Genomic DNA, 22,691 nt, shown 5'->3' with positions numbered 1-22,691 from the left:
CACAATCTTTTTTGCTGCTTCTTGGTTTTTCTCCCTTTGTTCGTTTACAATATACGATAGTAGAGGGAGGTATCATGACATGTCAAAGAGAAACAGGATGCTGCTGGACGTAGATACTGGCATTGATGATGCTTTAGCGATTTTATATGCATTGCTCTCGCCACAGATAAAAGTAGAAGGCATTACGACCGGATTCGGTAATACGGATGTTGTACAAGCTACGGAGAATACGCTGCGTGTCATTCAAGTTGCGGATTGCGGCTATGAGGTGCCTGTAGCAATAGGGGCTTCAGGACCTCTAAACCGGGTATTTCCAGGGGCTGTTCCACATATCCATGGCCATAACGGGATTGGCGATGCGGTCTTGCCGGCTTCACCTCATCAACCTGTGAAGGAATCCGCCGCGGAGTTCATCGTGCAGAAGGTAAACGAGGCACCGGGTGAGCTTATTTTGGTAACGGTGGGGAGATTAACGAATCTGGCATTAGCTTTGCAGCTTGATCCATCCATTGCATCGAAATTTAAAAAAGTTGTTATTATGGGCGGTACGGTATTTGCCCCTGGTAATATTACGCCTGTGAGCGAAGCTAATTTGTATGGAGATCCGGAGGCGGCAGCTCTCGTCTTTGAATCGGATCTACCTATAACGATAGTGGGACTTGACGTTACGCAGCAAACTCGTTTAACGAAGGACCATATGCAGTATTTATCTCGTGAGGTCGCTGCGGACAAGCGCGAAATATTTAACTTCCTGGACGCTGCATTAGAGTGTTATTTTGATTTTTACGCCTTCTCTAATCATTTTGAAGGGGAGTGCCCCATGCATGATCCGTTGGCGGTAATCGTAGCGGTTAACCCGTCGCTTGTGCAGGTGGAAACGATGAACGCGGTCGTGGATTGCGGAAACGGCTTCACCGCGGGTATGATCATCACGGATCGCAGGGTTCGATCTGTCGTTGGCCGGCCCGTAGATTTCTGCTTAGAGGTTGATAAAGAAAAAGCGATTGCAGAGCTGCTATCTGTATTTACAAGAGGGGAAAGATAATCGATGGAAAAAAGATTCTCACGCGAATCAAAATGCTATAAAACAGCAAGGGTATTTCCGCCGGACGTCAATAATCACAATACTTTATTTGGCGGCAAATTAATGGCTTATATCGATGATATAGCGTCGATTGCGGCGACAAAGCATTGCCGGCGTTCCGTTGTAACGGCATCAACGGACTCCGTAGATTTCTTGCATCCTATTCGTCCTTCGGATTCAGTATGCTTAGAATCCTTCGTTACATGGACGGGACGCACCTCCGTAGAGGTGTTTGTAAAGGTGATCAAAGAAGATTTGCTCAGCGGAGAACGCAAGGTAGCAGCCACATCCTTTTTAACCTTTGTTGCGCTTGACGAGAATCGCAAGCCTGTACCCGTACCGCTTGTCGTACCGGAGACGGAAGAAGAGCTTAAGTTGTTCGAAACAGCTCCGCACCGTGCGAACATGCGTAAGATAAGAAGAGACGAGAGTAAAAAATTCGCAGGATTTCTGACGGTTAAGCATCCATGGGACTGATGAGTTCTCTTTTATTGATGTTAAATGAGGTTTTTTTGGTTGTTTTAGATCAAAAAATGGTGAAAACCCAGGCATGAGAACAAATGTTCTGATGGGTTGGATGAAGAAAACCGTATGTAACTTGTAATGATGGTAAAATTTACATATCATGCGAATCAACTTACTTATTAAACATAAAAATTTTGAAATCGCTTGTGGATATCGGCCAATTATTGAAAAATGCCCTATTTGCGATACGAGAACAAACGTTCTGTTTTTGATTTATTTGTAAGGGCAGCTCCTGTTAGGGGGCTGCCCTTGCTGCATATTAGCAGCTCTTATTGTTGTTTTTGTTCGATTTCTTAGGAATCGATTCGTCATCCCGGCTCATTTTGTCGCCGAATTGTTCAAGCCGGGAGGGACTTGCAGCTGGACCATCATTATCGGGCTTATTGTTTCTTCCTGTCACTTTAATCACCTCCAGCAAGTATAGGGTGAGCAGCAAACATACATTTCATACTTGCTATCTATAGAGCGCCATATGTTCTCACTTGAAATGAGATTTTGACTACACTATAATATGTAGTGAAAGGGGAGACCCATGGATATAAAAAACTTTAAATACGGCGAAGTCGGCTTAAACCGATTTTTTGGTTCTTTGGAAGCCAAGATTATGGACATTCTATGGGAAGCTGAAGAGCTGAGCATTAAAGAAGTCCAGCTTCGTTTGGAGAAGGAAAAGCAAATTAATTTTAATACGGTTATGACCGTTATGAACCGCTTATTAGAAAAAGGTATATTACAAAAAAGATCAAAAGGCAGGCTATCGCTCTTTCGCCCCGTCGAATCGAAGGATGTGTTCATTGAGCAGCAATCCAAGCGATTAACCGAAAACCTAATGGACGAGTTTGGCGGCGTAGTCATCAATCATATGATAGATGCCCTTAAAGACGTCGATCAATCTTTGCTTGATAAACTTGAACAAAAAATTCAGCAATTAAAAAAGGACAAACCGTTATGAGTTGGAAGCGGAAGTCCACTGCGATAATGGCTGTAAGTTTCTTCATCGCTATTTTGGTCTGGAGCCAGATGGGAATGTATTTAGCTCATCTCCTGTTCGGCGTAAACGTAAAAGTGAATTTTTTCAAGTTTTGCATCAGTTTATTTAAAGAGAATTCCTTATATTATTTTTTAGTTATTACTTTTCTGAACTCCTTAATCGCTTATGCTATTGTAATTACATGCCTGAAGCTAACCCAGCAATACGTGCTCTCAAGACGGTTTAAAACGAGACTGATGTCGCTTCGAAATATCGTTCTGACGGCGAATATTATTCAAGATTTCCAGCCGCTCAATCAGAACATTATTGTTATCGATCACGATCGTGCCATGGCGTTTACGGTGGGATTCAGAAGGCCGTTAGTCGTGCTGTCCAGCGGGTTAGTCGAGATGCTTGACCTGGAAGAGCTGGAAGCGGTTATTGCACATGAAGCGTTCCATCAATCGCATTACGATTCTCTGAAAATATTTCTACTGCAGCTAATCTCGCAATCGCTATGGTTTATTCCAATAACGAAATGGACTTATCGGAATTTTAAGCTGATTAGCGAGCTGCTTGCAGACGAATATGCTGTTCAGAAAACAGGCTCAGAGCTCGGTCTCGGAAGCGCATTGCTAAAGCTTATAAAAAAAGGATTCAGCGATAATCCTACACCGGTATTAGTTTATTTTTCCGACGGGGCAGTCAAWTACAGATTGCAGCAGCTCGTCGATCCGAATCAAGTGATTCCCGTTCGTTTAGGAATGATTTCTATTGTGATTTCTATACATGTTCTGCTCTTATTTATGGGCATGATTGTATTAGCCGTCACATAGTTTTTTTACCATCATACACTACATAATGTAGTGTCAGGAGCGTGTGGATGATTTTATGAATGATCATATGTTAATACATCAACAATCGGGTTCTTCTTACTTTTTACTTTATACGGCAGCCATTATTTTGGTCATGGCGCTGTTTGGCTATTGGTTTGCATCCAAATGGAATAAGGAAAATACGAGCAAGTTAAAGAAGGAGCAGAAAGCAGCTTTAAAACAAAAAACAAAAAAAATGCGTTGGGCAGCGCATCTGCTTTTGAGCATATCTGTCATTGTCGCAATCGTACATTTTGCTAAGGATCTCGGAAAAGAATTTGATGTAGACACTTTGAATCTAAAAGCAGACATTGATGTAACCGAAGACAAAAATTACGGATCGGAGCATTCGGATGATCCCGTTTCCTATGAAATGAAAATCCCTACCTCAGGGACGCATAGTCCACATGATTTGAAATTTGGCTTTTATACGGAAAAACCGTCAAACGAGATGCTCGTTCATAATTTAGAGCATGGCGATATCATTATTTATTACCGTCCCGGAGCAGACTCCAAAATTATAGAGCAGCTGAAATATTTTGTGAACTTTAGAGAAGCGGGGGCCGGAATATTAGCCGTGCCAAATGAGGATATCCCTGCCGGTAAAGAGGTCGTCGTCACAGCATGGACCAAATCGATGGAGCTGGCCGAATACGATGAGACGAAAATTGCTACATTCATTTATGACTATATTAATGAAGGACCTGAGAAAATTCCCGCGCAAATTCGTAGAGGCGGAGGTACGATGTAGACCGGACAGCAGTCATAAAGCTAAGCAGAACCAAACTGATAACAACAGTTTGGTTCTGCTTTTTTTATTCTCTTGAAAGTAGTATTCAAGCTATGTAAATGGCAGAATAGTTGAACTGAATTGTAAAATTTTATATAATAAAAATGAAAAAATAATATTGTAGTGTTTCGAAAAGCAATGAATTATATACAAAATTAGAAGAATGGAGAGGATTAACAAATGATTAATAAAATCGGTCAAATTATGTTATATGTGAATGACCAAGATGAATCATTGAAATTTTGGACAGAAAAAGCAGGGTTTCGCTTAATTGCTGAGGAAAAAAACGAGTATATCAGATGGATTGAAATTGCTCCAACAAACGAAGCTCAAACGAGTATCGTACTTCACAATAAGGAACTAATTGCTAAAATGCAGCCAGAATTAAATCTCAATACGCCTTCGTTATTGTTTTTCTCGGAAGAACTCGATACCTTATATAAAGATTTTGCCGACAAAAATATCACAGTCGGAGAACTTGTAAATATGCCTCATGGAAGAGTATTCAACTTCGCTGATAATGAAGGTAACTACTTTGCGGTTATGGAAAAAAAGTAATCACATAATTAAGAAAAAACATTTTATAGTTGAACAGAAAAAGAAGCAGTCTGCTACGGCAGCTGCTTCTTTTTTATATTAAGCTAACTGGCAGGAAATGCGTGTCGAGAATGTAAATAACATTCACCAGTAATAAAGATTATCTTGCTTTTTACGCTGGATGGCCAAAGTCGATGTCCGCAATTATGGTTGCAAAAGAAGTGTTTTCGAAAGAGTCATAGAAATCACTTGAGGCGCCAAGCTTGGTAATCTAAAAAGCTGTCTAAAATTAATGTTGACTTGGAGTTAACTCCAGACTGTAAACTGCTTAATACAACCAGAGTGAGGAGGAATATGGTAATAGTTTATCTTCCAATAAAATTAGAGGAGCGTATCGACGAATGGACTATGTAAAACTTGGCCGAACTGGTTTGGAAGTTTCACGAATATGCCTTGGCTGCATGAGTTATGGGGTACCCGAGCGCGGGATCGCTCCATGGTCGCTGAATGAACAGGAGAGCAGGCCATTCATTAAAAGAGCTTTAGAACTCGGCATTAACTTCTTCGATACTGCTAATGTATACTCTGACGGAACAAGCGAAGAAATCGTCGGACGTGCATTGAAGGAATTCGCACATCGTGATGAGGTCGTAATTGCGACAAAGGTACACTTCCGCATGCATCCAGGTCCGAACGGTGGGGGACTTTCCCGCAAGGCCATCATGAGCGAAATTGATAACAGCTTAAGACGGCTGGGCACGGATTACATCGATTTATACCAAATCCACCGCTTCGATCACACGACGCCTATCGAAGAGACGATGGAGGCACTCCATGATGTAATAAAGGCAGGAAAGGCAAGGTACATAGGAGCATCCTCGATGTATGCTTGGCAGTTCTTGAAAGCGCAGCATGTCGCCGAAAGTAACGGGTGGACCAAGTTTGTCTCCATGCAGAATTTATTGAATTTGCTGTACAGGGAAGAAGAGAGGGAAATGCTGCCACTTTGCCGCTCAGAGGGAATCGGTGTTATTCCATGGAGCCCGCTAGCTAAAGGCAGGCTAACTCGAGATTGGGATGATAAGACAGCCCGTTCAGAGATAGATGAAGCCGGACAAAGATTAGTTGCAGCAATGATCAGCGCCGATCGCCAGATCGTAGAGAGAGTGGCCGAAATTGCCGCCAAGCGGGGCATTTCTCGCGCGCAAGTCGCGCTTGCTTGGGTACTGCAAAAGGAGCAGGTAACGGCACCGATCGTAGGGGCAACAAAGTCAATTCATCTGGAGGATGCAGTTGCTGCTTTGTCGGTAAAGTTGGATGTAAATGAGATTACGAGCTTAGAGGAGCCTTACTTACCACATCAGATATACGGTATCTAAACGAGAAGACGGACCATTGAACGCACAATGGTCCGTCTTTCTCTGCAAGGAAAATGAGCGACTATCCATGAATCGAGACTCGAATTTTATGCATCATCATTAAGCGCTCATTAGGCTCGTGCGCGGAAAATCAGCGTAACGACTTGATAGAGCGCAGTATCTTTCACTCGAGGAGGAATGAAACTTGGAACGTCTATGGACGAAGTCGTTTATTCTCATGACCGTAGGGATGCTTTTCTTATTTAGCGGATTTTATTTCCTGCTTCCTACCCTGCCGATGTTCATCAAACAGATGGGTGGCAATGAATCGCAGGTCGGTTTGGCTGTAGGCGCGTTTATGCTGTCTGCCGTTATATTTCGTCCAATCGTCGGCGGTCTGCTGGACCGATTCGGCCGGCGTCCATTTATCGTGTGGGGACTTCTTCTCTTCACTTTAGCGATGTATATGTATGACTGGGTTGGCGGAATCCTCGTTTTGATGGGGCTTAGAATATTACATGGAATGAGCTGGGCCGTATCTACAACCGCGGTTTTCACGGCGGTTACGGATATTATACCGTCAGCCCGCCGCGGAGAAGGAATGGGGTGGTTTAGTACAGCCATGACCCTGGCTATGGCAGTCGGACCTTTGTTCGCCGTCTGGATTACAAAGAGCCTATCGTATCACGCTCTGTTTCTAATCGCCACCGGACTCTCTGCGGCAGCGTTATTCTTGACGATGGGTGCAAAAATGCCTTTCCGGCCGCAACCAGGCGCTCGGAGAATCGAATTATTCGAAAAATCGGTTTTGCCCATCACGGCATCGGTGTTTTTTCTTACAGTTGCTTATGGCGGCATTACAGCGTTTGTCCCGCTTTTCGCTGACTCGATCAAAGTCAATTCCGGCGCGTTCTTTCTGGCTTATGCAGCAACGCTTGCGCTGAGCCGTCCCATTTCAGGAAAACTTTCAGATCGGTACGGGGAGACGTTTATCATTGTACCAGGTCTTGTGATCACGATTTTTGCTATGCTTGCTTTGGGCTTCTCGAACGATTTGTTCGGTGTGCTCGTTTCGGCGGTTCTGTACGGTATCGGTTTCGGTTCCGCACAGCCGGCTCTTCAAGCGGCAACGATACGTCTTGCCCGTCCGGACCGTAAAGGGGTTGCTAATGCTTCTTTATTGACTGCAACGGACCTCGGCATCGGCCTTGGAGCGATCATGCTGGGCTGGGCTTCCCAGTACATGAGTTATCAGGCTTTGTTCACGCTAAGCGCCGTGTCGGTCACTATTTCCTTATTGATGTTTACTTTCTTTGTGAAACGTATGTTGAAAGAAAATCGTCTAAGCCCTTTAAACAACGGTTCTCTTCCCTGATTGATTAGATGTTTGTATCGACTTGGAGTTAACTTAAGATTGTAAACTCCTTTAATAATTGTGTGAATATTGTTTGTCCGGTGAAGAGCAATTTTGTAAAAAGGGAGCTGTATATACTTACAATGTACTTGATTATGAAGGGAACCACACTTACGGCGGTTACAGCTCGCAAATCGTTGTGGACGAGGAATACGTGGTTCGTATCCCGGATGCACTTGGACTTGACGTTGCTGCCCAGTTATTATGTGCAGGTATCACAACGTACTCTGCGCTAAAGCATTGGAATGCTAGTTCTGGCATGAAGGTTGCCATCATTGGGATGGGAGGACTCGGACATCTCGGAGTCCAAATCGCTCACGCGATGGGTGCGAGCGTTACAGTGTTAAGTCAAGGCGAGARCAAGCGTGAAGAAGCTTTTCACTTTGGTGCGCATCACTATTATGCAACTTGTAATCAGTCTACATTCACCGAGCTTGCCGGCATGTTCGATTTAATTTTAAACACCGTTTCAACGCTTCTCGACATCGATGCTTATTTATCGTTATTAGGTGTTGGCGGAACACTTGTTAACGTCGGTTTGCCTGCAGAGCCAGTATCATTCAATGCGTTTTCGATCCTGGCAAGAAAAAACCTCACCGGTTCAAGTATAAGCGGTATTCGAGAGACTCAGGAGATGTTGGATTTCTGTGCTGAACATCGTATCGTTCCCCAGATATAAAGAATTCACGCAGATGAAGTGGATCGAGCTTGGGATCGGATTAAACAAGGTGACGTACGTTATCGATTCGTTATCGACATTTCAACCATGTAATGGTGGAGATGCGTTCAATCAACTTGGATCAGCTCTAATGAAAGAAGATGGGCTTACCATTTCTATGGTAAGCCCATCTTTTGTTTTTCTTTAGGAAACGCACAGTATGTCTTGGATCGTAACTCCTGTTCAAGGAATGCGCAATTTTTATCCTACGGCTCTTGAATACCGGTGCCAGCTCAAAAATGTTCATAGATGTGGTCTATAGCTCCTGTGAAATATATTAATTACTTGTATAGGTCGTATTCGTATTATAGTGAAACTAAGAAAAAGAAACCAGTGCTTGTTGATTTGGAGGGACAGTGTTGCTGCTTTAGCCACTGCCTCATGTGGATACGAAAGATATTAAGAGAAGCCATGTTGAAGGGAGAAATAAAATGGAGGCAACAACGTTCGTTTTGTTTGGAGCAACAGGGGATTTAGCTAAAAGAAAAATTTACCCTGCCTTGTATAATTTATTTGTCGATCAGAAGCTGCCGCAATCATTTTCTGTGATTGGTCTTGGAAGAAGGGAATTATCCGATGAAACATTTCAAGCAAATGTCGAGCAATCCCTTCGTAACTTTTCCAGACGTGAAGCAAACGATCCCGCATTAATCAAAAAATTTCTAAGCGCATTCCGTTATAGCGTTTTGGATGTAAGCCATAAAGAGGATTACCAGAAGCTCCTGCAAATGATTGAGCAACGAGAGGAAGCGCTGAATTTATCACCGAATCGAATGTTTTATTTATCTGTTGGGCCTGAGTTTTTTGAAACGATAGCTTCCAACATCAAAGAAAGCGGACTTGGTTCAGCAAAGGGCTGGAAGCGCCTGATCATTGAAAAGCCTTTTGGCCACGATTTACAATCGGCCCGGGAGTTAAATCAAAAGCTGAGCAAAACTTTTGCGGAACATGAAATTTTCCGGATTGACCATTATCTAGGCAAACCGATGGTGCAGAATCTAGAGGTTTTGCAGAAGACTAATCCGGTCATTAAAGCATTGTGGTCTAACCGTTACATTGCGAACGTTCAGATAACGGCAAACGAAACCGTTGGCGTTGAAGAAAGAGCAGGATATTACGATCATGTAGGCGCGGTTAGGGATATGTTTCAAAACCATATGCTGCAATTGCTTATGATGGTGGCGATTCACCTTCCTACGAACAGTACCTCCGATGACGTGCGCTTTAAGAAAAAGCTGGTTATGGAATCCCTTGAGCCGCTCGAGAAAGAGAATGTTAAATCGAGCGTGATCCGTGGCCAATACCGAGAAGGAACCATCCAAGGGAAGCAGGTAGTAGGGTATACTTCCGAGCCAAGCATAGCCAAATCGTCCATGAATGACACATTTATAGCGGCTAAATTGCAGATCGATGACGCATTCTGGCGGGACGTTCCTTTTTATATCCGAACAGGCAAAAGAATGAAGGAGAAATCAACACGAATCGTCATCGAATTCAAAGAACCGTTAAAGCAGCAATCCTCAGCAAATGACGATCGCAAAATACCGAATTTGTTAGTATTTGAAATTAGCCCTGACGAAAGCATCACATTGCAATTGAATTCGAGGGACCCGCAGCAAAAAGGGGAATTCAAGCCGATGAACATCGACTTTCATACGAGTCAAAATGATGTGCCCGAGGCTTACGAAAATTTGCTTCACGACGCTTTACACGGAGACCCAACGTTTTTCGCGCATTGGGATGAAGTTGAATTGTCTTGGAAATGGGTTCAACCCATCTTGCATGCGTTTGAAGAAAATCTTGCTCCTCTTCATCTTTATTCAGCAGGTTCTTACGGTCCTGCCGAGTCCGATGAGCTATTGGCGAAAGACGGCTACCACTGGTGGTTTGATTCCAAGCCTGAACAAGAAATAAATGCACAACAAGGAGAAGAATATGCCTATCACACAAACCATTGACCAGTTAGCTATTGATACGATACGAACTTTGTCTATTGATGCCATAAACAGCGCTAATTCAGGCCATCCGGGCCTGCCGATGGGAGCTGCGCCAATGGCGTATGCCCTTTGGGCAAAATTGCTGAATCACAATCCAAGCCATGCCAAGTGGTTCAACCGCGACCGCTTCGTTCTTTCTGCGGGCCACGGCTCGGCATTGCTTTATAGTCTCCTGCATTTGTCGGGATATAAGGTATCGATTGAGGATTTGAAGCAGTTCCGCAAGCTAAACAGCAAAACACCGGGGCATCCCGAATTTGGCCACACGGATGGCGTAGAAGCAACGACAGGGCCTTTAGGTCAAGGGCTTGCCATGGCTGTCGGAATGGCAATGGCAGAAGCTCATCTGGCTTCAAAGTTCAACCAAAGCAGCTTTCCGGTTATCGATCATTATACGTACGCGCTTGTTGGTGACGGATGTTTGATGGAAGGAGTCGCGTACGAGGCAATGTCCATGGCAGGACATATGAAGCTTGGAAAATTAGTAGTCTTGTACGATTCCAATGATATCTCTTTAGATGGCGACCTGAACCTTTCCTTCGGAGAGAATATGCAAAAAAGAGCGGAATCAGCAGGCTGGGAATATTTAAGGGTTGAGGACGGCAATGACGTGGCGCAAATTACGAAAGCCATCGAAGCTGCCAAGCAAAACGAATCGCAGCCAACCATTATCGAAATCCGGACGATTATTGGCTTTGGAAGCAAGGTAGCGGGAACGAACAAAGCACACGGCAATCCGCTAGGCAAAGAAGAGGCAAAAGCAACGAAGGCAGCTTACGGCTGGCAGTACGAGGAAGAGTTTACCGTTCCGGCGGAAGTCAAAGCTCATTTTGACCAACTTAAGCATAAAGGCGAAGCAAAAGAAGAGGATTGGAAAAGATTACTAACTTCCTATAAAGCACAGTATCCTTCGCTTGGTAAAGAACTGGAGCAAGTCATCGACGGAACGGTTGTGTTTGATGCCGCCGACATCCTTACGTTTGACTCCGCCAAATCCGTTTCTACCCGGGTAGCAAGCGGTGCGGCTATCAATCATTACATTAAATCTGTTCCATCGATTTTTGGAGGCAGCGCAGATTTATCGCATTCCACGATGACGGATATAAACGGCGAGCAAACCTTTGCTGTGGATTCCTATTCGGGACGAAACATCTACTTTGGTGTTCGCGAGCATGCAATGGGTGCAGCCGGCAACGGCATGGCATTACATGGCGGCGTAAAACCGTTCGTCAGCACCTTCTTCGTATTCAGCGATTATTTACGGCCGTCCATTCGTTTGGCTGCCTTGCAAAAGTTACCGATCATTTATGTATTTACTCATGATTCCATTGCCGTTGGAGAAGACGGCCCTACGCATGAGCCTGTCGAGCATCTGGCCGCACTGCGTACTATTCCGGGCCTTACGGTTATTCGGCCAACGGACGCTAATGAAACGGCAAGCGCATGGGCGTATGCGTTGCAGCAAAAAGAAGGTCCGGTAGCGTTAGTGCTAAGTCGCCAAAACCTTCCAATTTATGAAGCAACCAAGGCCAATGTTAATGGCGTAGCGAAAGGCGCCTATGTCCTGACGGAAACAAACGACCAGCCGGATGTCATTCTTATCGGAACCGGTTCTGAGGTTTCCCTGGCTGTGAACGCAAAAGCGGAGCTTGAGCGGGATAACCTCTCTGTACGTGTCGTTGCGATGCCGAGCAGAGAACTGTTTGATCGTCAGTCCGAAGCCTACAAGCAGTCTGTTCTTCCTTCTTCCATCTCAAAACGGATAGCGATTGAAGCCGGTATTTCACTTGGCTGGGAGCGTTACACGGGACCATACGGCAAAATATTGTCTATCGATACTTTCGGCGCATCAGGTCCTGGCAATGAGGTAATGGAGTACTTTGGTTTCTCATTAGATAATGTGGTTCGCCAAACTAAACAATTGCTTAGCAAATAAAAAAATGGAGGTAGACCATAATGAAATTTTTTATCGATACAGCAAACGTGGAAGATATTAAAAAAGCGTACAAAATTGGTATCTTATCCGGCGTTACAACGAATCCTTCCTTGGTTGCCAAGGAAGGCGTGAAATTCGAAGACCGAATTGCAGAGATTTTGCGGGAAGTACCTGAAGTTGAATCTGTTTCTGCCGAAGTAACACCTGATGCGGTGACAGCTGAAGAAATGATCCAGCAAGCGAACGAGCTGATCAAAATCAATAATAATGATAAAAACATTACGATAAAGCTTCCGATGACACTAGCAGGCTTAGAAGCTTGTCGTTATTTAACCAAAAAAGGCGTGAAAACAAACGTTACGTTAATTTTCACAGTGAATCAAGCGCTCCTTGCTGCTCGCGCAGGCGCTACCTATGTCTCGCCATTTCTAGGGCGTTTGGATGACATTTCGGAAGATGGCGTACTATTAATCGTGAAAGTGGCAGAATTATTCCGCATTCATAACCTGGACGCGCAAATTATCGCAGCATCTGTCCGCCATCCGGATCATGTGACTCGCGTAGCGATGGCAGGCGCACATATCGCAACGATTCCGTTTACGGTTATTGAACAAATATCCAAACATCCATTGACGGATCAAGGGATGGAGAAATTCGCTGCCGATTGGAAAAAAACAGTTCAAGTTTAAAATACAACTAAAAAATGCAGTTTGAAAGGAGCAGTTTCAATTGTCTATTTCATTTGATTATTCCAATGCATTATCATTTATCCAACAGCATGAAGTTGATTATTTCAATGATTTTGTAGGCGTGGCTCACCGTATGCTTCACGAGAAGGAAGGCCCAGGGTCTGATTATCTGGGTTGGGTGAATTTGCCGCTTCAATATGACAAGGAAGAGTTTGCGAGAATCAAAAATGCTGCCGAGCGTATTCGCAGCCATTCCGAAGCTTTGATCGTCATCGGCATTGGCGGTTCATATTTGGGCGCAAGATCTGCAATTGAAGCGCTATCCCATACGTTCCATAACCAAATGAATGGTAAAACCCAAGTGTATTTTGCCGGACAAAATATAAGCTCTACGTACATTTCTCATCTGCTCGAGATGCTCGAGGGCAAGGATATTTCCCTAAATGTCATCTCAAAGTCGGGAACGACAACGGAGCCAGCAATCGCTTTCCGTATTTTGCGGGATTATATGGAAAAGAAATACGGAAAAAGCGAAGCCAAAAAACGGATCTTTGCGACTACCGATTCATCCAAAGGCGCACTTAAAAAACTTGCCGATGAAGAAGGTTATGAAACCTTCGTTATTCCGGACGATGTGGGCGGACGCTATTCCGTTCTAACGGCCGTGGGGCTTCTGCCCATTGCCGCTGCCGGACTCGACATCGATCAAATGATGGCTGGTGCTGCTGCCGCTGCTCAGAAATATAATAATGCCGATCTTTCCACAAATGAAAGCTATCAATATGCCGCTGTCCGCAATGCCCTTTACCGTAAGGGGAAAACCATTGAGCTGCTCGTTAACTTCGAACCTTCCTTGCATTTTGTATCTGAATGGTGGAAGCAGCTATTCGGCGAGAGTGAAGGAAAAGACCAGAAGGGGCTCTTCCCCGCATCCGTTGATTTTACGACAGATTTGCACTCGATGGGACAGTATGTCCAAGAAGGCCGGCGCGATCTCATTGAAACGGTGCTGTCGGTGAAAAAGCCGCGCATCGAGCTGACCATTCAAGAGGACGAGGGCAATCTGGACGGCTTGAATTTCGTAGCTGGCATGACGCTGGATGAAGTAAACAAGAAGGCAGCACAAGGCACACGACTTGCCCATGTTGACGGAGGCGTACCTAATCTGATCGTTGAAATGGATGAACTAAGCGAATATACGTATGGCGAAATGGTGTACTTTTTTGAGAAGGCCTGCGGCATCAGCGGGCTGCTGCTTGGGGTGAACCCGTTCGATCAGCCTGGCGTGGAGGCGTACAAGATCAATATGTTCGCGCTGCTAGGCAAGCCCGGTTTTGAAGCGCAAAAAGCCGAGCTCATGAAGCGTTTATCCGCGTCGGGCCAGGAATGAAAAACTAACATTTTATGATTAACAGGAGGTTGTTACGATGAAAAAACAACAAATTGGCGTAGTAGGCTTAGCCGTTATGGGTAAGAATCTCGCATTAAACATGGAAAGTAAAGGGTTCTCGGTTGCTGTATATAATCGTTCACCTGAGAAAACGAATGAGCTTTTGGAGGAAGCGCCAGGCAAAAACTTCGTAGGCACTTACAGCGTGGAAGAGTTTGTCCAAGCGTTAGAGGCGCCGCGTAAAATACTAATTATGGTCAAAGCAGGACAAGCGACGGATGATACGATTAATCAGCTCCTGCCTTTCCTTAGTCAAGGGGATATCCTCATAGACGGAGGAAACGCGCATTTCCCTGATACACAAAGGAGAAACAAAGATCTGCAAGCGAAAGGCTTCCGCTTTATCGGCGCGGGCATTTCAGGCGGCGAAGAGGGGGCGCTAAATGGCCCTTCGATTATGCCAGGCGGACAAAAAGACGCTTATGAGCTCGTAGAGCCAATCTTGACTGCAATCTCGGCAAAAGTGAACGGCGATGCTTGCTCCACTTACATCGGTGAAGACGGTGCAGGTCATTATGTCAAAATGGTACACAATGGCATCGAATACGGCGATATGCAGCTCATTGGCGAAGCGTATCACTTGTTGAAGGATGTATTGCACTTGAATACGAACGAGCTTCATGAGATTTTCACGGAATGGAACCGTGGGGAGCTTGATAGCTACTTAATTGAAATAACGGCCGACATTTTTGCGAAAACGGATCCCGATACAGGCAAGCCGATGGTGGACGTTATCCTTGATTCGGCAGGGCAAAAAGGAACCGGGAAATGGACAAGCCAAAGCGCGCTAGATTTGGGAGTTCCGTTGTCCATTATTACAGAATCCGTGTTTGCACGGTTTATCTCCGCCATGAAAGAAGAGCGCGTGGCTGCAAGCGAGCGGTTGAATGGACCGGCTGCATCAAGCTATGAAGGCGATCCTAAGGAGTTTATCGAGGCCGTGCGCAAAGCACTTTATACAAGCAAAATTGCTTCGTACGCGCAGGGCTTTGCACAAATGAGAGCTGCTTCCGACGAATACAAATGGGACTTGAGCTACGGAAGCATTGCGATGATATTCCGCGGGGGCTGCATTATCCGCGCAGGCTTCTTGCAAAATATTAAGGATGCTTACGATCGCGACCCGGCTTTGAAAAACCTGTTTTTGGATGAATACTTCAAGGGGATCGTAGATAACTATCAAGACGCTTGGAGAAATGTCATCTCGATCGCGGTAACCAGAGGAATTCCGGTTCCAGCATTCTCCTCGGCTTTAGCTTATTATGACAGCTACCGTTCAGAGAGGCTTCCGGCTAATTTATTGCAGGCGCAAAGGGATTATTTTGGAGCGCATACGTTCCAGCGGCTCGACCAAGAGGGCAGCTTTCATTTTCAATGGATGAAATAATATTTTTTTCAATCATTTCGACCGATAAACAAGAGTGCTTGCAAACCGTAAATCGGAAAGCCATTTAATAAATAGTAGATAATTTAGAAATTCATTGCATGCTATGAATCAGAATTAGGTTCCTGGATAGAAAAACCGCCAATTAATAAATTGGCGGTTTTTTATAATCTCGTGGCATTGCTTTGATATGGCTATGTCTCAATCGAGAATGACATGGGTTTTGACCATTCGGTTTTTGCTTGTTACAATAAGATAAAGTATATGAAAATACTTTAATATAGATTGGTGGGTCTAAAATTGCAAAATGATCTTTTAGATAAATGGTTATCTTTAACTCATATATATTCCAATGTTACTGACAAATTAGAGCAAGCTCTGCAACAACAATATGATTTATCTTTGAAAGAGTTTTATGTATTAAATTTTATATACAAGTCGGATGGTAAAGAATTACGATTACAGCAACTTCAGGAAATGGTTGGTTTAAGTCAAAGTGCGACTTCGAGACTCGTAGTAAGAATGGAAGCCAAAAACTGTGGCGCCCTTCAAAGACATATGTGTGAGGATGATCGACGAGGTATTTATACTCGAATTACGGAATTAGGCGAAAATAAATACCACCGCGCACTACAAACCTTTAATCAGGTTTTACAATCAGAACTCCAAAAAGAGGGATTGAAAACAGAATTACAAAACGTTATACAAAAATTGTTCTAAAAGCTGCGTATTTAAACTGACATATTGTCTTCAGTTTCTTAATTGATATATTGTGTTCTAATTCGATAAAACAATTTTTGTTTTCAAAAGACTTGACGACACTTAAAATATCCGTTAAATTAGATGCATGCGCATGTTTATATATGTCGAAACCTACCGCACCAGTCAGTTATGAGACAAAGTCATTATTATTACATGTGCTTCCAGTTGAATCGCAGAGGCGACGGGAATTTATCTCGCCTGTTATTTGGATAGCCAGATATAAAAAATCTTATGGCGAGGAGTGGTTTAACCGTTTAATAAGTATAGCTTCTACTTTTTCTGTATCTTCCAAAGAAAAGAGAGGTTTTTGGAATGTCTTGGTTGCTGTTTTCAACAGTAATACTAGGTTTGATTATGTTTATACGTCAGCTTTTGCCTTTACCTAGCCTAAAACATATTGATTATGAAGACTTTTTGAAGCTACAAAGTGGGCTGCACGAATTCAAAGTTATTGATATTAGGGATGCAGTCGAGTACACTTCTGAGCCTACGACTGGTACGATAAATATCTCATTAGGGCGTCTTCCTTACGTGTGGCAAAAATATCTTGTCCGTGAGGAAAATGTTTTTATATTGTCTAATGGGGTATTCAAGTCTAAAAAAGCTGCGCGAATTTTACGAAAGCATGGATTTCGTTGTCTCTATGTAATTATGAAGTAATTAGCTCGGCTCAGGATATTGAGCATGATATTATAGATGATTGCGCATGCATTTTGTTTGGCGATTATATTCAAATAAAGAGAGGAGTCTTTCTCATGAAAGATATATTTAGTCCCTTTACCATTAAAGGCATGGAATTAAAGAACCGCATTGTCATGCCGCCAATGTGTATGTATTCGGTTGATAAAAAAGACGGTGTTGCTACAGATTGGCATGTCATGCACTATGTTAGCCGTGCGATAGGTGGAGCTGGTTTTATCATGATTGAAATGACGGACGTGGAGCCGGATGGCCGTATTTCCGACTTTGATCTTGGTTTGTGGTCAGATGAGCAGATCCCGGCTCTGAAACGGATCGTGGATGCTTGTCATAGTTACGGGGCCAAAGTGGGAATCCAGATCGCCCATGCAGGACGTAAAGCGGAAGATGCGGGAGTACCTGTAGCACCATCTGCCATTGCTTTTGATGAAAATTCAAAACAACCTCGCGCACTAACGACTGAAGAGGTTAAAGGAATGGTGGAGAAATTCCGTACAGCTGTAGCTCGCGCTGTGAAAGCCGGATTCGATACCATTGAAATTCATGGGGCACACGGCTATTTGATTCATCAATTCCATTCTCCACTTACGAACAAACGGGACGATGAATATGGTAAAGACCTGACTCGATTTGGTCGTGAAATCATTCAGGCAGCAAAAGGTGAGATGCCTGGGGACATGCCGCTCATGATGCGTATTTCTGCTAAAGAATATGTCGAGGGCGGATATGGCATAGGGGAAAGTATTGCTTTTGCTAAGGAATATCAGAAAGCTGGGGTAGACATGTTTGATATTTCTTCCGGTGGCGAGGGACCTATCACAGCATGGGGAAGACCAGGAACTCATGCAGCTTATCAAGTACCATTAGCTAAAAATATCAAAAAAGCACTTGATATTCCAGTGGTCGCTGTAGGAAGACTCGACGATCCGATATTGGCAAACGCCGTGATCGGTAATGAAGAAGCAGATTTAGTTGCTGTGGGAAGAGGGATGCTGAGAAATCCTTATTGGGCATTGGAAGCTGCTACAAAATTGGGAAAAGAAACGGCAATCCCTAAACAGTATACTGCAGGATTTTAAGACCAAGCGTATGCTTGAAATGACAATAACCGCCGCTTCAAAACGTGGGCAATTGGCCATTTAAAAAAACATATAAACTGTGAGCTGACGTCGATAAACCATCTGCGTCAGTTTTTTTAATTTCCATTGCTGGTCGACAATGATTATAAAATGTATGATGCGAGAAAAATAAACGAGCTTAATTAACCTTGAAATAGGCTTCAATATTAAATTTTTGATCAATATGACATGAAACGACAACATTCGAGTATTTTATGGTAGAATAATCCTATTAATATGTGATAGGTGGTAGTACATTGGGATACACAGCTAGAATCGTTTCTGTAGTTATAGTGATCATGAGTGCGATAGGTTGGAGTATTTATGGCTATATCATGAATGGCTATTATGAAGGTGGATGGAAACGCTTTTTAATCTCTCTTACGATAACCAGTCTATATGTACTAATTGGTTGGTGGATAGGAAGTCAGTTTGATAAAAGTAAATTTTATTTTCAAAAATTCAGAGAAAATGAAGTGGAATTATTAAATAGAGAACATCAATATAAATCTTTGTTTGATAATAATCAGGATGCAGTAGCTATGTTGGACTTAGATGGAGCGATCGTTAACATTAATTCAATTGCAGAACGAATATTTGGTTATAAAGCCGATGATATTGTAGGCAAATCAGTTCAAATATTTGTTTCAAAAGAAGGTTTGAAAGATCTCCTTGAAGGCTTGGAAAAAGCAAAAGAGGGCGAAGCACAACAGGTTTCTTTACATCTTATTCATAAGAACGGTCATCTTATCAAAATATTCGCAAAGACAGTTCCGATTGTTGTTAATCATAGAATCACGGGTCTGTATATGATTGCCAAAGATGTTACGGAAAATGAAAGATTAGAGAATGCAATATCGGATATATCGAAAGTTGTATCTGCTCAGGTTGGAGAAGTGTTTTTTCAATCTTTAGTTCAATATACCGCTAAGTTGTTAAATGTGGATTATGCCTACATTGGTGAATGGATTGGCAATGACAAAATTAGAACTATCGCTTTGTGGAACCAGGGGGAAATCGTTGATAATATTGAATATTTATTAGCAAACACACCATGCTTTAATTTAAAGGAAGGATTCCGTTCCTATCCTACAGGTGTTCAGCAGAGTTTCCCGTTCGACAAAATGCTAATTGATTTAAACATCGACAGTTACATGGGGATTCCTTTAATTGATTCAAAAGGTCATACGTTAGGGATATTTGTATTTATGCACCATAGCTCAATAGAGAATAGTTCATTAGCAGAATCGTTATTGAAAATTTTTTCATCACGTGCTCAAGCAGAAATGGAACGTAGACAATATGAACAAAAAATTATTCACATAGCTTATCATGATGCTCTAACCAACCTACCTAATCGAAACCTGTTTGTTGATAAATTTACAATGTATATTGAAAAGGCAAAAATAGAAAGACAACAGGTTGCCGTTTTGTTTATGGATATAGATGGGTTTAAATTGGTTAATGATACGATGGGGCACGAATCAGGAGATTTATTGTTAAAAAGTCTAGCTAAGCGGCTAACAGGTATCATAGAGGATACTCATTTGGTTTCCCGTTTTGGTGGAGATGAATTTACAATACTTATCCCAGGAACCAATGTCGAAGATACGACTAAAATTGTACGAAAAATCATTAATGAATTACAAAAACCCATTCCAATAAAAGAGAGCGAAATCCAAATTAGTCCAAGTATTGGAATCAGTATATATCCCCTTCACGGAATTAACATAGATAATCTAATTAAAAAAGCTGACGCTGCAATGTATTTTGCAAAAGACCAATGGAACGAAAAATTTAAATTTTATACAATTGGAGATGAAAAACCAAATCAAAATGAACTTATACTGAAAAAAGAGATGGAAAAGGCATTAAAAAATGAGGAATTTATTCTTTACTATCAAGCTAAAGTCAACACAATTACCAGTGCTATTACTGGAGTAGAAACATTAATTCGCTGGAACCATCCAGAAAAGGGTTGGATTTCACCTAATGACTTTATTCCAATAGCCGAAAGAACAGGACTTATTAATCCAATCGGCGAATGTGTATTACGTGCAGCGTGTATGCAAAATAAAACATGGTTGGATTTGGGTTATCCTCCTGTGCGCATCTCTGTTAATATCTCGACCCCCCAGCTAAAACAAAGAGATTTTATAAAAATGATTGAACAAGTATTAAGCGAAACAGGACTCCATCCTAATTATCTTGAGCTTGAGATTACAGAAAATATGAGTATTTTAGATTTTAAATATACCAATATTACTTTAAATAAATTAAAAAACATGGGTATTCATATTTCAATTGATGATTTTGGAACAGGTCATTCATCACTTCATTATTTAAGTAAATTGCCAGTAGACACGGTGAAGATAGACCAATCTTTTGTTCAAAATATGATGAATAGCAATAGCGATTTAAAGATTGTGGAGGCTATCATTTCTATGTCAAATAGTTTGAACTTAAAGGTAATTGCTGAAGGAGTTGAAACCGAAAGTCAAATCAAAGTATTGTCGAGTCTTGGATGCTATGAAGTGCAAGGGTACTGGTTTAGTAAACCTGTTCCAGCTCATGATTTTGAGAACTTATTAGTAAATGGAGTAAGGCAGACATCACCATCTTCATTGTAAAAGTGAGCCCGAGTTATTGTACTAACGAGGAAAGTTAGTTGATTTAAAACAAGTGCAGCCCCAATAAAATTTGGGGCTGCATTTTTAATTTCGATCAAAAGATTTTACGAGGTTTTTTACATAAATTAGAAGCAGAATGAACATAACTATATTTAATGTTGATTGCTTATTGTGAAGATATTTACCCTATCTTAAGAAAGTTTTTAATCTCTAAAGACAAATACTTATTTTATAAAAATAAAGGAGGCCTTGTTTTCGATGTCTTTTAATGGAAAAAATAAGATGCGTTTAAAGGAATATTTAAATGATGCATTTTGCGACGATGGTGATTTCGTTTCAAGAATTATACCCATTTTGAACGGGAAAGCTGAAGTAAATGTTATTTACATAGAAAATCTTATTGAAAATGAAATGATTAACAAATATGTAATCGAAAGATTGCAGGACAGAAATTCGGAGGAAAGTGATCTAACTTCAGCCGAGTTAATGGATATTATTAAATCAAGAGTCATCTCTGCAGCGAAAGTCTATAGTTCAGACGAAAAAGATCACATCGTACAAGCTATTCTTACAGGTCATGTTGCATTAACAAGTAACGATACAGATTTTGCTTTAGTTATTCCATTACTAAAGCGTGAAGTAGCTGAAAAATCAGAAACAGAGCCCACCATACAGAGTGGGAATGAAGCGTTTACAACTGATATAAATAAAAATTTCAACCTGTTAAGAATGAGATTACCTTCCCCAAACTTAATGTTTAGACAAATGGAGTTAGGAAGGACATCCCATACGAAAGTAAGAATAGTTTGGTTGAAAAACGTAGCCAAGCCCCAAATTATTGAAGAGATATGCAGTAGATTAGACCGGATCGACATCGATATAGTCCATTCGATATCCGTCTTAACAGAACTAACCGAAGATAATCCTTTATCGATTTGGCCGCAATATAAGCTGACCGAACGCGTTGATGTAACTGTCGCTAATATGGCTGAGGGACGTGTAGCTATACTATGCGATAACTTCTCCTTTGTAATCATTGTACCTTTATTGGTTTTACAGGAATTTCAGACACCCGACGATTATTCGCAAAAATGGATATTTAGTTCGATCATGAGAATTACTCGGATTTGCGCTTTTTTTCTTTCTTCGACATTGTCATCCCTGTATGTGTCGTTTGTAGCCTATAATCATACCATTATGCCCCCGTCTTTAGCCATTCGTATATCTGCGGGAAGAAGTGAGGTTCCGTTTCCTTCCGTAATTGAGGTGCTGCTCATGACCTTCATGATTGATGTGCTTAAAGAAGCTGGAATAAGGCTGCCTAAAGGTTTGGGACAGAGCATCGGTTTTCTTGGAGCCGTCGTTATAGGCCAGTCGGCTGTGGAAGCAGGTTATGTCAGTCCTGTCGTGATCATTATTGTGGCGATCTCTGCGATTTCAAGCTTTGCACTGCCGTCAATAAACCTTACAAATATGTCAAGAGTAACCAATTATTTTTTAATATTTTTAGCGACTATTTTAGGACTCTTTGGCGTCATTATGGGTATTCTTTTTTTGCTGTGGAGATTGGTTACTCTACGTTCTTTCGGCGTACCGATTTCCCATCCTTTGGATGTTGGCGAAATTAGCCTGATGAAGGACCTGTTGATAAGATCTCCAGTGTGGAAATTGAGAACCCGCCCCAAATTATTGTCCAGAAACGAAAAGGCGATGGGAGATAGTACGAGAAAGCCAGGTCCTGAAAAATAAAGGGGA

At 42.2% G+C, this 22,691-nt stretch carries 19 protein-coding genes and 1 pseudogene; 19 read left to right on the top strand and 1 reads right to left on the bottom strand.

Annotated elements, in window-relative coordinates:
• The first annotated feature begins 79 nt into the window (after positions 1 to 79).
• Entirely contained in the window at positions 80 to 1,045 is a 966-nt protein-coding gene (locus tag AC1DLI_RS29245) for a nucleoside hydrolase (protein ID WP_477608455.1), read from the top strand.
• A 3-nt stretch (positions 1,046 to 1,048) separates the two neighbouring features.
• Positions 1,049 to 1,561 carry an acyl-CoA thioesterase gene (locus tag AC1DLI_RS29240; protein WP_477608453.1) on the top strand — a complete coding sequence of 171 codons (513 nt, stop codon included), beginning with the start codon at positions 1,049 to 1,051 and terminating at the stop codon, positions 1,559 to 1,561.
• 307 nt (positions 1,562 to 1,868) lie between these two features.
• Here the strand turns inward: AC1DLI_RS29240 and AC1DLI_RS29235 are convergent, their stop codons facing one another.
• Entirely contained in the window at positions 1,869 to 2,009 is a 141-nt protein-coding gene (locus AC1DLI_RS29235; protein ID WP_308996503.1) for a hypothetical protein, read from the bottom strand.
• 132 nt (positions 2,010 to 2,141) lie between these two features.
• Here AC1DLI_RS29235 and AC1DLI_RS29230 point away from each other — a divergent pair, with 132 nt between their 5' ends.
• From AC1DLI_RS29230 to AC1DLI_RS29150, 17 genes and pseudogenes are all read left to right on the top strand, one after another.
• A complete protein-coding gene (locus AC1DLI_RS29230) occupies positions 2,142 to 2,561 on the top strand; it encodes a BlaI/MecI/CopY family transcriptional regulator (RefSeq protein WP_477608451.1) in 420 nt (139 codons plus the stop codon).
• Complete coding sequence (locus AC1DLI_RS29225; protein WP_477608449.1) at positions 2,558 to 3,415, top strand: M56 family metallopeptidase; 858 nt, start codon at positions 2,558 to 2,560, stop codon at positions 3,413 to 3,415. The genes AC1DLI_RS29230 and AC1DLI_RS29225 overlap by 4 nt, the downstream gene beginning before the upstream one ends.
• Positions 3,416 to 3,470: 55 nt before the next feature.
• Positions 3,471 to 4,205: a DUF3105 domain-containing protein gene (locus tag AC1DLI_RS29220; RefSeq protein WP_477608447.1), complete on the top strand. Its 735-nt coding sequence runs from the start codon at positions 3,471 to 3,473 to the stop codon at positions 4,203 to 4,205.
• A 219-nt stretch (positions 4,206 to 4,424) separates the two neighbouring features.
• A complete protein-coding gene (locus AC1DLI_RS29215) occupies positions 4,425 to 4,802 on the top strand; it encodes a VOC family protein (RefSeq protein ID WP_477608445.1) in 378 nt (125 codons plus the stop codon).
• A 380-nt stretch (positions 4,803 to 5,182) separates the two neighbouring features.
• Positions 5,183 to 6,160 carry an aldo/keto reductase gene (locus AC1DLI_RS29210; protein WP_477608443.1) on the top strand — a complete coding sequence of 326 codons (978 nt, stop codon included), beginning with the start codon at positions 5,183 to 5,185 and terminating at the stop codon, positions 6,158 to 6,160.
• Positions 6,161 to 6,344: 184 nt separating this feature from the next.
• Positions 6,345 to 7,514: an MFS transporter gene (locus AC1DLI_RS29205; RefSeq protein WP_477608441.1), complete on the top strand. Its 1,170-nt coding sequence runs from the start codon at positions 6,345 to 6,347 to the stop codon at positions 7,512 to 7,514.
• Positions 7,515 to 7,575: 61 nt separating this feature from the next.
• A pseudogene (locus AC1DLI_RS29200) lies at positions 7,576 to 8,325 on the top strand (NAD(P)-dependent alcohol dehydrogenase); the annotation flags it as partial.
• Between the two features lie 377 nt (positions 8,326 to 8,702).
• Positions 8,703 to 10,229, top strand: a complete 1,527-nt coding sequence (zwf, locus tag AC1DLI_RS29195; protein ID WP_477608439.1) for a glucose-6-phosphate dehydrogenase — start codon at positions 8,703 to 8,705, stop codon at positions 10,227 to 10,229.
• On the top strand, positions 10,213 to 12,204 hold the full coding sequence (gene tkt / locus AC1DLI_RS29190) for a transketolase (RefSeq protein WP_477608493.1): 1,992 nt from the start codon (positions 10,213 to 10,215) through the stop codon (positions 12,202 to 12,204). The genes zwf and tkt overlap by 17 nt, the downstream gene beginning before the upstream one ends.
• A 20-nt stretch (positions 12,205 to 12,224) precedes the next feature.
• Positions 12,225 to 12,893 (top strand): fructose-6-phosphate aldolase, encoded by a 669-nt coding sequence (gene fsa, locus AC1DLI_RS29185; RefSeq protein ID WP_477608437.1) that lies wholly within the window; start codon positions 12,225 to 12,227, stop codon positions 12,891 to 12,893.
• A 40-nt stretch (positions 12,894 to 12,933) separates the two neighbouring features.
• Positions 12,934 to 14,283: a glucose-6-phosphate isomerase gene (locus AC1DLI_RS29180; RefSeq protein WP_308996511.1), complete on the top strand. Its 1,350-nt coding sequence runs from the start codon at positions 12,934 to 12,936 to the stop codon at positions 14,281 to 14,283.
• A 37-nt stretch (positions 14,284 to 14,320) separates the two neighbouring features.
• Entirely contained in the window at positions 14,321 to 15,730 is a 1,410-nt protein-coding gene (gndA, locus tag AC1DLI_RS29175; protein WP_477608435.1) for an NADP-dependent phosphogluconate dehydrogenase, read from the top strand.
• Between the two features lie 297 nt (positions 15,731 to 16,027).
• Positions 16,028 to 16,447 carry a MarR family winged helix-turn-helix transcriptional regulator gene (locus tag AC1DLI_RS29170; protein ID WP_477608433.1) on the top strand — a complete coding sequence of 140 codons (420 nt, stop codon included), beginning with the start codon at positions 16,028 to 16,030 and terminating at the stop codon, positions 16,445 to 16,447.
• A gap of 354 nt (positions 16,448 to 16,801) precedes the next feature.
• Positions 16,802 to 17,149, top strand: coding sequence for a rhodanese-like domain-containing protein (locus tag AC1DLI_RS29165; RefSeq protein ID WP_477608430.1), 348 nt, complete (start codon positions 16,802 to 16,804; stop codon positions 17,147 to 17,149).
• Between the two features lie 95 nt (positions 17,150 to 17,244).
• Positions 17,245 to 18,267, top strand: a complete 1,023-nt coding sequence (locus tag AC1DLI_RS29160) for an NADH:flavin oxidoreductase/NADH oxidase (protein ID WP_477608428.1) — start codon at positions 17,245 to 17,247, stop codon at positions 18,265 to 18,267.
• A 296-nt stretch (positions 18,268 to 18,563) separates the two neighbouring features.
• Positions 18,564 to 20,936, top strand: a complete 2,373-nt coding sequence (locus AC1DLI_RS29155; RefSeq protein WP_477608426.1) for a bifunctional diguanylate cyclase/phosphodiesterase — start codon at positions 18,564 to 18,566, stop codon at positions 20,934 to 20,936.
• Between the two features lie 258 nt (positions 20,937 to 21,194).
• A complete protein-coding gene (locus tag AC1DLI_RS29150) occupies positions 21,195 to 22,685 on the top strand; it encodes a spore germination protein (protein WP_477608424.1) in 1,491 nt (496 codons plus the stop codon).
• The last annotated feature ends 6 nt before the right edge of the window (positions 22,686 to 22,691 follow it).

The organism is Paenibacillus sp. 01T443 (assembly GCF_056398325.1).
This window is presented reverse-complemented; position numbering and strand designations above follow the sequence as displayed.